The organism is Streptomyces adelaidensis, assembly GCF_016598475.1.
In the GTDB taxonomy this organism is placed as follows: domain Bacteria; phylum Actinomycetota; class Actinomycetes; order Streptomycetales; family Streptomycetaceae; genus Streptomyces; species Streptomyces adelaidensis.
Genome location: NZ_JAEMUX010000004.1, coordinates 196,354 through 206,094, shown reverse-complemented (window position 1 = coordinate 206,094; position 9,741 = coordinate 196,354). Strand labels below are relative to the sequence as shown.

General features: G+C 72.6%; 9 protein-coding genes. 2 read left to right on the top strand and 7 right to left on the bottom strand.

Features of this window, described 5'->3' with window-relative positions; genetic code table 11:
- Window positions 1-36: 36 nt before the first annotated feature.
- Both I8N67_RS03785 and I8N67_RS03780 read right to left on the bottom strand, forming a co-directional pair.
- The gene (locus I8N67_RS03785; protein WP_200301106.1) at window positions 37-759 is read right to left on the bottom strand and encodes a class I SAM-dependent methyltransferase; all 723 of its coding nucleotides are present in this window, start codon (window positions 757-759) and stop codon (window positions 37-39) included.
- A gap of 118 nt (window positions 760-877) precedes the next feature.
- Window positions 878-1,564 (bottom strand): esterase/lipase family protein, encoded by a 687-nt coding sequence (locus I8N67_RS03780; protein ID WP_200301105.1) that lies wholly within the window; start codon window positions 1,562-1,564, stop codon window positions 878-880.
- Between the two features lie 175 nt (window positions 1,565-1,739).
- Between I8N67_RS03780 and I8N67_RS03775 the strand changes: the two genes are divergently transcribed.
- Window positions 1,740-3,887 carry a helix-turn-helix domain-containing protein gene (locus I8N67_RS03775; RefSeq protein ID WP_200301104.1) on the top strand — a complete coding sequence of 716 codons (2,148 nt, stop codon included), beginning with the start codon at window positions 1,740-1,742 and terminating at the stop codon, window positions 3,885-3,887.
- A 122-nt stretch (window positions 3,888-4,009) separates the two neighbouring features.
- Here the strand turns inward: I8N67_RS03775 and bioD are convergent, their stop codons facing one another.
- From bioD to bioB, 3 genes are read right to left on the bottom strand one after another with little or no spacing between them, the layout of a single operon-like run.
- Window positions 4,010-4,732 carry a dethiobiotin synthase gene (bioD, locus tag I8N67_RS03770; RefSeq protein ID WP_200301103.1) on the bottom strand — a complete coding sequence of 241 codons (723 nt, stop codon included), beginning with the start codon at window positions 4,730-4,732 and terminating at the stop codon, window positions 4,010-4,012.
- Between the two features lie 30 nt (window positions 4,733-4,762).
- Complete coding sequence (locus I8N67_RS03765; RefSeq protein ID WP_200301102.1) at window positions 4,763-6,052, bottom strand: adenosylmethionine--8-amino-7-oxononanoate transaminase; 1,290 nt, start codon at window positions 6,050-6,052, stop codon at window positions 4,763-4,765.
- Window positions 6,045-7,205: a biotin synthase BioB gene (gene bioB, locus I8N67_RS03760; protein ID WP_200301101.1), complete on the bottom strand. Its 1,161-nt coding sequence runs from the start codon at window positions 7,203-7,205 to the stop codon at window positions 6,045-6,047. The genes I8N67_RS03765 and bioB overlap by 8 nt, the downstream gene beginning before the upstream one ends.
- A gap of 199 nt (window positions 7,206-7,404) precedes the next feature.
- Between bioB and I8N67_RS03755 the strand changes: the two genes are divergently transcribed.
- Window positions 7,405-8,532, top strand: a complete 1,128-nt coding sequence (locus I8N67_RS03755) for an 8-amino-7-oxononanoate synthase (protein ID WP_200301100.1) — start codon at window positions 7,405-7,407, stop codon at window positions 8,530-8,532.
- A 57-nt stretch (window positions 8,533-8,589) separates the two neighbouring features.
- Here I8N67_RS03755 and I8N67_RS03750 read toward each other — a convergent pair whose 3' ends face one another.
- Complete coding sequence (locus tag I8N67_RS03750) at window positions 8,590-8,814, bottom strand: DUF397 domain-containing protein (RefSeq protein WP_200301099.1); 225 nt, start codon at window positions 8,812-8,814, stop codon at window positions 8,590-8,592.
- Between the two features lie 9 nt (window positions 8,815-8,823).
- Entirely contained in the window at window positions 8,824-9,684 is an 861-nt protein-coding gene (locus I8N67_RS03745; RefSeq protein ID WP_200301098.1) for a helix-turn-helix domain-containing protein, read from the bottom strand.
- Window positions 9,685-9,741 lie beyond the last annotated feature (57 nt).

The window sequence follows — 9,741 nt, the reverse complement described above, 5'->3', positions numbered from 1 at the left end:
GCCAGCACCCCAAGCCCTATCTACACGGCATTGGGTCTAGCTCACCGTACGGTCATCGTCATCGTCATCGTCATCGTCACCGTCACCGCCATGGCCATCGCCGTCGTCGGATTCGGGCCGTCGTGCCCGGCCCGCCACGCAGTAGGAGCTGGGCAGCCGCGGCCCCGTCTCCGGCACCAGGAACTCCCGTACCGACTCGATCTCGAACCCGGCGGCCCGGATCGTGGCGACCGGGTCGCGGGACACATGGCAGCCGCCGAACAGCGGCGGCCACACCGTGCGGTCCAGCGCCCGCTGGAACGTCCGCATCGCGCGCCCGCCGCCCCGGCCGTGTTCGAAGAACCGCAGCTCACCGCCGGGGCGCAGCACCCGCCGCACCTCGCTCAGTGAGCGCCGGACATCCCGCACACTGCACAGCACCAGCGACACCACGGCCGCGTCGAACGCCTCGCTCTTGACCGGCAGCGCCTCCGCCGCGCCCGGTACGACGTCCACGGGCACCTCGGCGCGCAGGGCGGACTCCAGGGCGAACCGTCGCAGGGAAGCCTCCGGTTCGATCGCGACCACCTCCGCGACGGTGGTCGGGAAGTGCGCGAAGTTCAGGCCGTTGCCGGCGCCGATCTCGATGACCCGCCCGGAGAGCCCGGCGAGCAACTCGTCACGTACGGGCCCCACCCTCGGCTCCGCCGACACGCTCAGTCTGGCGTAGAACCGGGCGAAGACAGGGTGGTGCACGGCGTCCTTGGTGGCGCGGGCCATGAGGGCCTCCCGAGGAGGACGGCAGATACCGCGATTGTCCCCCGGGAAGCGACGACTCACCCGTCGCACAGCTGTGGGGAACAGCCGTGCGACGGGTGAGGTGCGGCGAAGGGCCGGGTCAGGCGATGAAGTCCCGGACCTGTTCGTAGACGCCGTGGTCGTTGTTCATGTCGGTGTGCGAGACGCAGCCGACCTCGACGTTCGTGGCGCCGCTGAGGATCGCGGTGGTGTCCGGGGTGAGCGCGTCGTCGCAGTTCGACCAGTAGCTGGCGTACGAGACGCTGCCCGGCGTCTCGTCCCCGGAGTTGAGCGAGGTCAGGAACGAGCTGCCGGTGTACATCTCCGAGCAGGACGTGTAGAGCCACCGGCACCAGCCGGCCACGGTCGTGCCGTGGTTGACGCCGGCCGTCGAGACGAAGTCGTCCACGTACGCCGTCCCGCCGAGGTTCTTGAGGTAGTAGCGGGAGTTGAGCGCGCCCATCGAGTGGACGACCAGGTCGACCTTGGAGGCGCCGGTGGAGGCGAGCACGCTCTGGATCTTGGTCTGGAGCTGCTGGGCCGTCGTGACGTTGGACTTGGCCCAGTCGTAGGACCAGGCGTGCACCTCCGAGGCGGAGTAGCCGTCCTCCTGGAAGTACGCGCCCCATTCGTCCCAGCTGCTGGACGAACTGCTCAGACCGTGTACGAAGACGACCGGGTTGTGGGTCGCGGCCTGGGCGGGGGACGCGGAGAAGGTGAGCGACAGAAGGAGCGTCGTGGCCACGGTGGAAAGAGCCGTGGCGACACGACGCATGCGGCGCTGCATGGTGCCTCCTGATACGGGTGGGGTTGCCTGGAGTGTCAGGGCGGGTCTACGCGCGCCGCATCGGCGAAATCGCCGGTCTTTACTGGCCGGTTAACTCGCCAGTAACGTGATGGGTGTGGTGACTCCGGTGAACCCCCCACGACTTCCGCATCGCTCGCCACCGCCACCCAGGAACATGTGGTCGAGCCAGAACACAGCGTCGGCCGCCGTGCCCGCGCTGTCCGAAGGCGTGCGCGTACGCCTGCTGCACGCCGCCCAGGGCGATCCGCGGGCCGCCGCGGAACTCGCCGCCGCCCTGACCGAACGCCAGACCACCGGCCTGGATCCGCTCCCGGCCGAGCCCCTGGCGCTCGCCCCCGCACTGCTGCGGACCCACCGCCGGGACGTACGGGCCCTGCCCGACGACACCCGGTTCCTGCTGCTCCTCGGCGCGGCCGACCAGTACCCGGTCCCGACGCACGCCTACGCGCGGGCCGTCACGGCCGCCCGGCTGGACACCCGCCCCCTCGACACGGCGGAAGCGGCGGGCCTGGCCCATGCCACGGCCCAGGGCATCGTCTTCCGGGACGCCAGGACACGGATCGCCGTGTACGAGTCCGCGTCCATGACCGACCGGCGCGAGGCCCATCGCCTCCTCGCCGCCGTCCTGAACGGCGAGGGCGAGAGACCCGGCCGCTCCTGGCACCGGGCCGCCGGGGCCCTCGGCCCCAGCCGCCGCCTCGCCGGCGAACTCCGTCTCGCGGCGCGGGTGGCACGTGCCATCGGCGATCCCGGCCTGGCCTCCGCCCTCGCCGAACGCGCCGCCGCCCTCACCCCCGAACCGGCCGAACGCATGCCCCTGCTCGCCCAGGCCGCCGCCGAGGCCTGGCAGTCGGGCGACGGCGACCGGGCCCGCCGCCTCGTCGCCGCCACCGACGACGACGCCCTCGGCGGCCTCCTCGCACTCCGCGCAGGCAACGCCTCCGAGGCCTTCGACGCCCTGCTCACCGCCACCGTCCGGCACGGCGGCGACCAGGCCCCGGACAAGGCCGCCCATCTGCTGGCACGAGCCACCGAGGCCGCCATCTACACCGGGGACCTACGCCGCTGCCGGGAGGCCGCCGCCGTCGCCGACGCGCTGGGCATCCTCCCGCCGAGCACCCTCGGCGCCCTGGCCGCCGCGTTCGAAGGGCGCTACGACGACGCCCGGGACGTCCTCGAAGCCGCCGCCGGACGCTGCGGCCCAGGCGGCGACCCCACCCAGCTGATCCACTCCGGGATCGCCGCCCTGCTCCTCGGCGACCACACCCGCGCCTTCACCGCCACCGCCCGCGCCGCCGCCTCCGCCCGGGCCAGGGGCGACACGGTGACCGTGCCGCAGGCCATGGAGTTCCGGGCGTACACGGAGTTCTGGACCGGGCGCCCCAAGGCCGCCGAAGGAGCCGTCCTGGACGCCCTGCGCCAGGCCTACGCCACCGGGCAGGACAACGGGGCCTGCCATCTCCAGGCCGCCCTCGCGATGTTCGCGGCCGTCACCGGCGACGAGAAGGTGTGCCGGGAGCGCGCCGACTCCGCCCGCGCGTACGCCCTGGGGCGCGGCCTCGGACTGCCCGCCGCCCTCGCGATGTTCGCCCTCGCCTTCCTCGACCTGAGCACCGGCCGCTACGCCGCCTCGGCGGCCCGGCTGCGCGCCCTCGCCGGCTTCGGCCCCGGGCACGGGCACCGCGCCATCCGGCACCTCGCCACCCCGCACTACGTCGAGGCCGCCGTCCGCACCGGCGACAGCCGCGTGGCCCGCGCCGCGCACGCCGACTACGACCGCTGGGCCCGCACCGTCCGCAGCGCCGACGACCTCGCCCTCAGCGCCCGCTGCCGCGCGCTGCTCGCCACCGGGGAGGAGGCCGTCGAGCACTACCGCACGGCCCTGGACCTGCACGCCTCCGGCACCCGCGACTTCGAACGCGCCCGTACGGAACTGCTCTTCGGCAGCGCGTTGCGCCGGCTCCGCAACCGCACCGAGGCCCGCGACCGCCTCCACAGCGCCCTGGAGGCCTTCGAACACTTCGGCTCCCCGCAGTGCGCGGTCCAGGCCCGCGCGGAACTCCGGGCTCTGGGGGAGCGCGCCTCCGGCGCGCCGGGTGCCGAGGATCTCGCCGCTCGTCTCACCGCTCAGCAGTTGATGATCGCCCGCATGGCCGCCGACGGGGCCACGAATCGGGAGATCGCCGCGCGACTGCTGCTCAGCCCTCGCACGATCGACCACCATCTTCGCGGGGTGTTCTCGCGGTTGGGGATCAGGTCGCGGATCGAGTTGGTGCGGTTGTTGGGGGAGGAGAGCGCCTGAGAGCTCGGGGTTTCGGGTGCGTCGGCGTCCGCGGGCGCGTCGTGGTTGCTCGCGCAGTTCCCCGCGCCCCTTAGAAGCGCCGGGCGAGCCCTGATCCTTTGGGGTGCGGGGCGACTGCGCGACTACGCCTCAGCGGACTCCCGTGCCGTGAACACCTCGGCGTCCCACACTCCGCCCAACCACGGCGCCAGCCAACTCCCCGCCTGGGCGCGGAAGTCGTCCGGCGCCAGCGGACCCACCCCCGCCGGCACCGCCCCCAGCAGCGGCGCCCCGGCCACCACCGGCAGGTCCGCCAGGTTGCAGCGGGACGCCAGATCGGGGGCGTCGGGCCAGCTGCCGATCACCACGCCCGCCAGGTCCAGCTCGCGCGCGGCCAGTTCACGCGCGGTCAGCTCCGTCGTGTTGAGGGTGCCGAGCCCCGCCGAGGCGACCAGCAGGACCGGCGCGGCGAGCAGCCGGGCCGTGTCGGCGAGGGTCCCGCCCGCCTCGTCGAACCGTACGAGCAGCCCGCCCGCGCCCTCGACCAGTACCAGGTCGTGCTCGACCGCCAGCTTGGCCGCCGCCTCCGCGACCTCCTCGGGGTGCACGGGCGGGAGCCCGGAGCGGCGGGCGGCGGTCGCGGGAGCCAACGGCTCCGGGTAGCGGCCGAGTTCGCGCACCGTCACGGCACCCGCGAGCCGCGCCACCTCGTCCGCGTCACCGCGCTCGTCCGGCCGCACCCCGGTCTGCGCGGGCTTGAGGACGGCCACGGAACGGCCGGACGCCACGGCCAGGGCCGCGACGGCCGCCGTGACGACCGTCTTGCCGACCTCCGTGCCCGTCCCCGTGATCACCAGGACCGTCATGGCACCTTCCTCCGTCGTTCCGTCGCTCTGTCATCCCGCCGTCGCCGCCGCGCACACCGCGCGGGCGATCCGGGCCACGTCGTCGTCGCCCGTGACGTACGGCGGCATCGTGTACACGAGATCGCGGAACGGCCGCAGCCACACGCCCTCGCGGACGGCGGCCGCCGTCGCCGCCTCCATGTCCACCGCGTGGTCGAGCTGGACGACACCGATCGCACCGAGGACGCGTACGTCCCGCACGCCCGGCACTTCGCGAGCGGGCGCCAGCCCCTCCCGCAGCCCCGTCTCGATCCGCTTGACCTCCCCGAGCCAGTCCTGGCCGAGCAGCAGTTCGATCGAGGCGCAGGCGACGGCCGCCGCCAGCGGATTGCCCATGAAGGTCGGCCCGTGGGCCAGCACCGGCACCTCACCCCGCGAGATCCCCTCGGCCACCCGTGCGGTGCACAGAGCCGCCGCCATGGTCAGATAGCCGCCGGTCAGCGCCTTGCCCACGCACATCACATCCGGGCTCACCGCCGCGTGGTCCGCCGCGAACAGCGCGCCCGTACGCCCGAAGCCGGTCGCGATCTCGTCGAACACCAGCAGTACGTCGTACTCGTCGCACACCTCGCGCAGCACCCGCAGATAGGCGGGGGAGTGGAACCGCATCCCGCCCGCTCCCTGCACCACCGGCTCCACGATCACGGCGGCCAGCTCGTCGGCGTGCCGCTCGACGGCCGAGCGCAGCAGATCGGCGTACGACTCCTCGTACTCCGCCGGCGGCGCGTCCACGAACACCTGTTGGGGCAGGATGCCCTGCCACAGCTCGTGCATGCCGCCCTCGGGGTCGCACACGGACATCGGCTGCCAGGTGTCGCCGTGGTAGCCGCCGCGCCAGGTCAGCAGACGCCGCTTCCCGGGGCGGCCGAGCGAGCGCCAGTACTGCAGGCACATCTTGACAGCGACCTCGACGGAGACCGAGCCCGAGTCGGCGAGGAAGACATGCTCCAGCCCCTCTGGTGACATGTCGACAAGGTGCTTCGCCAGCCGTACGGCGGGCTCATGGGTGAGTCCGCCGAACATGACGTGACTCATCCGCCCCAACTGCTCGCGCGCCGCCTCGTCGAGCACCGGGTGGCGGTAGCCGTGGATCGCCGACCACCACGACGACATGCCGTCGACCAGCTCGCCCGAGCCGTCCGCGAGCCGCAGCCGGACCCCGCTCGCCGACTCCACGACGAGCGGTTCCCGCCGGCCCGGCATGGGCCCGTACGGATGCCACACGTGCCGCCGGTCGAGCTCCAACAGCTCGGAAACCGGCAGGCCGGGCAGGTCAGGCATTGGGCGCGAGGTCCGTTCCGGCGCCCCGGCGGCGTACCGAGACGAGGTCGGTACGCGCCTGGCCGGGCGGCGTCTCGCCGGCGGAACCGCACACGCCACCGCCCTCGTGGGACCCGCACCCGGCGCTCTCCTGAGTCGCGCAGCCGCCGACCCGGTGCTCCGGCAGCGTCACCTGGTCCGTGCCCTCGACCTCGAACCCGGCGTCCGCGATCATGTCCAGGTCGGCCTTGCCGGCCTGGCCCTCGGTGGTGAGGTAGTCACCGAGGAAGATGGAGTTGGCCAGGTTCAGGGCGAGCGGCTGCATCGTACGGAGATGGACCTCGCGGCCGCCCGCGATCCGCACCTCGATGTCCGGGCAGACGAACCGGACCATCGCCAGGATGCGCAGACAGCGCTGCGGGGTGAGGTTCCACTCCTCGGCGAGCGGGGTGCCCTCGACCGGGATCAGGAAGTTGACCGGAACGGAGTCCGGGTCCAGCTCACGCAGCGAGAACACCACGTCCACCAGGTCCTCGTCCGACTCGCCCATGCCCGCGATCAGACCCGAGCAGGCGGACAGGCCCGCCGCGTGCGCCTTGCGGACGGTGTCGACCCGGTCGGCGTAGGTGTGCGTGGTCGTGATCTCGCCGTACGTCGCCTCGGAGGTGTTGAGGTTGTGGTTGTAGGCGTCCGCGCCCGCCTCGCGCAGGCGTTCGGCCTGGCCGTCGGAGAGCAGACCGAGGCAGGCGCAGACCTCGACGCCCTCATGTCGCTCCTTGATCGTCTTGATGGTGCCCGCCACCCGGTCCACGTCCCGGTCGGTCGGGCCCCGCCCCGATGCCACCAGACAGACCCGCTTGGCGCCGCCCGCGAGCCCGGCCGCGGCGGCCTCGGAGGCCTGGTCGGGCTTGAGCCAGGTGTACTTGAGGATGCCGGCGGTGGAGCCGAGCCGCTGGGAGCAGTAGGAGCAGTCCTCCGGGCACAGGCCCGATTTGAGGTTGACCAGATAGTTCAGTTTCACCCGGCGCCCGAACCAGTGCCGGCGTACCTTCCCGGCCGCGGCCACCACGTCCAACAGCTCGTCGTCGGAGGTGCCGAGGACGGCGAGCGCCTCGGCACGGCTCAGCGGCTCACGTCGGAGCCCCTTGTCCACCAGCGTGTTCAGCAGGTCCATGAGAGCCGATCCTGTCCTACGGAACCGCTCCCGGCCAAGGAGAGTTCGTACAACAGAGTCGGCCCGAGGTGTGGGTATCGCCACATCGTGGGCGGCTGGTCGTCCCGTTAGTGTCTGTGCACTGCCTACAAAAGCCCTCGCCGCGCCGGACACCGACAGTCATGGCGCCGCGGGCCGCACACACCAACCCGGAGGACCCATGGCGTTCGGCTGGATCGACGAGCAGGCGTCGGCACGCCGCCGCGCCGGACTCGTCCGCACCCTGCGTCCCCGGCCCGCCGACTCGCCCCTCCTCGACCTCGCGAGCAACGACTACCTGGGACTGGCCCGGCACCCCGAGATCACCGAGGGCGCCGCCGAGGCCGCGCGCAGGTGGGGCGGCGGGGCCACCGGCTCCCGGCTGGTCACCGGCACCACCGAGCTGCACGGCGAGCTGGAGCGGGAACTGGCCGACTTCTGCGGCTTCGAGGCGGCCCTCGTCTTCTCCTCCGGCTACGCGGCCAACCTCGCCGCCGTCACCGCGCTCGCGCCGCACGGCTCCCTGCTCGTGTCCGACGCGGGCAACCACGCCTCCCTCATCGACGGCTGCCGGCTGGCCCGCGGCACCACCCAGGTCGTGGCCCACGCCGACCCCGAGGCCGTCCGCAAGGCGCTGAGCACGGCCACCGGGCCCGCCCTCGCCGTCTCCGACACGGTCTTCTCCGTGGACGGCGACGCCGCCCCGCTGGCCTCCCTCGCCACCGCCTGCCGGGAGTACGGCGCCGGGCTCGTCGTCGACGACGCCCACGGGCTCGGCGTCCTGGGCGACGGGGGCCGGGGCGCGCCGCACGCGGCGGGCCTCGCGGGCGCCCCCGATGTCGTCGTGACGGTCACGCTGTCGAAGTCGCTGGGCAGCCAGGGCGGCGCCGTCCTCGGCCCGGCCCACGTCATCGACCACCTGGTCAACGCGGCCCGTACGTTCATCTTCGACACGGGCCTCGCCCCGGCCGCGACCGGTGCGGCGCTCGCCGCGCTGAGACTGCTGCGCCGGGAGCCGGAGCGCGCCGCGCGGGCCCGCGAGGTGGCGAGGGCGCTGCACACACGGCTGACGGCGTCGGGCCATGAAGCGGTGCGGCCCGACGCCGCCGTGGTGTCCGTACGCGCGCCGTCTCCTGAGCAGGCGGTGCGGTGGGCGGCGGACTGCCGGGCGGCGGGTCTCGCCGTCGGCTGTTTCCGCCCACCGTCCGTACCCGATGGCGTTTCGAGGCTGCGGCTGACGGCCCGGGCGGATCTCACCGAGGGGCAGATCGACCGGGCCGTGGGGATCGTCGGCGATACGCGACCGTGAGTCGGCGTCCCGGCCGAGCGTCGCCGTAAGCGGAAGTGCGCGTGCTGTCGGTGGTGGTCACCGAAGCGTGGTGATGAATCCCTCCCAGGCCTCGGGGTCGAACAGCAGGGCGGGCCCCGCCGTGTTCTTCGAGTCGCGCACGGCCACAAGACCGGCCCAGCGGCCGGCCCCGGGACGGGCCGTTTCCACACAGTTGTTCATTCCCGTGCTCCGGCTGCTGCGCAGCCATCGCACCCCGTGCAGTTCGGTACTGGTGGTCAGGTTCCGAGGCAGTGCAGACATGGTGCCTCCTTACGCGCCGGCGGCGATCCCGGCGAGATAATCCAACGTGTCCTCGGGCGAAAGGGCGTGGATCTGAAGGGCGTTGAAGGCCTCGACATACGCCTTGAGGTCTTCTTTCCGCTCCAAGTAGAGGCTACTCGTCAAGTGGTCGAGAACAACCACATCCAGATCGGATGTGCTCCGAAATGAGAAAATTACGAAAGGCCCGGTGATGCCGATGTGCGCCCCGGCAGTGAACGGCAGCACCTGCAGTCGCACTTGAGGAAGGCGTGCGGCCTCGACCAGACGCCCCAGTTGCCGGGCCATGATCTCGGGACCGCCCACCTCCCGCCGCAGAACGCCCTCGTCGAGCACGGCGCTCAGCTCCATCGGCGGGTCGGCGCGCAGAACTTCCTGCCGCGCGAGCCGCACTTCCACGAGCGCGTCGAGTTTGTCGTCTTCCAGCCCCTCCACCGCGGCCCGGGTCACCGCCCGGGCGTACTCGGGGATCTGCAGAAGGCCCGGCACGACCGAGGTCTCCAACGTCCGCATCCCGCTGGCCTGCGACTCCAGACTGATGAAATCGCGGTACGTCGGCGGCAGTACGCCCCGGTACGCGTGCCACCAGTTGTACCGCCCGCCGCCGTCCTCGGAGCCCGCCAGCGCCAGCAGCAACTCCCGTAACTCGGCGTCGTCGACCCCGTACACGTCCAGTAGCTTGCGTACGTCCGAGGGTTTCACCCCGCTGGCGCCCGTCTCGATCCGGCTCACCTTGGACTGGTGCCAGCTCACGCGATGGGCCGCCTCGATACTGGTGAGTCCGGCACGGGTACGCAGGAAGCGCAACTCGGCACCGAGCTTGCGGCGGCGCACCGCCGGACCGTATTGCATGGGTTTCTCCTTCCGCCCGGCGCGCGAAGTCGGGTGACGCAGAGGATGGACCGAGAC

What these genes read in the sequence shown, in the direction of transcription:
- I8N67_RS03780 (WP_200301105.1), bottom strand. Translation starts at nt 1,564, where the DNA reads ATGCAGCGCCGCATGCGTCGTGTCGCCACGGCTCTTTCCACCGTGGCC.
- I8N67_RS03750 (WP_200301099.1), bottom strand. Translation starts at nt 8,814, where the DNA reads ATGTCTGCACTGCCTCGGAACCTGACCACCAGTACCGAACTGCACGGG.
- I8N67_RS03755 (WP_200301100.1), top strand. Translation starts at nt 7,405, where the DNA reads ATGGCGTTCGGCTGGATCGACGAGCAGGCGTCGGCACGCCGCCGCGCC.
- I8N67_RS03745 (WP_200301098.1), bottom strand. Translation starts at nt 9,684, where the DNA reads ATGCAATACGGTCCGGCGGTGCGCCGCCGCAAGCTCGGTGCCGAGTTG.
- I8N67_RS03785 (WP_200301106.1), bottom strand. Translation starts at nt 759, where the DNA reads ATGGCCCGCGCCACCAAGGACGCCGTGCACCACCCTGTCTTCGCCCGG.
- I8N67_RS03765 (WP_200301102.1), bottom strand. Translation starts at nt 6,052, where the DNA reads ATGCCTGACCTGCCCGGCCTGCCGGTTTCCGAGCTGTTGGAGCTCGAC.
- I8N67_RS03775 (WP_200301104.1), top strand. Translation starts at nt 1,740, where the DNA reads ATGTGGTCGAGCCAGAACACAGCGTCGGCCGCCGTGCCCGCGCTGTCC.
- bioD (WP_200301103.1), bottom strand. Translation starts at nt 4,732, where the DNA reads ATGACGGTCCTGGTGATCACGGGGACGGGCACGGAGGTCGGCAAGACG.
- bioB (WP_200301101.1), bottom strand. Translation starts at nt 7,205, where the DNA reads ATGGACCTGCTGAACACGCTGGTGGACAAGGGGCTCCGACGTGAGCCG.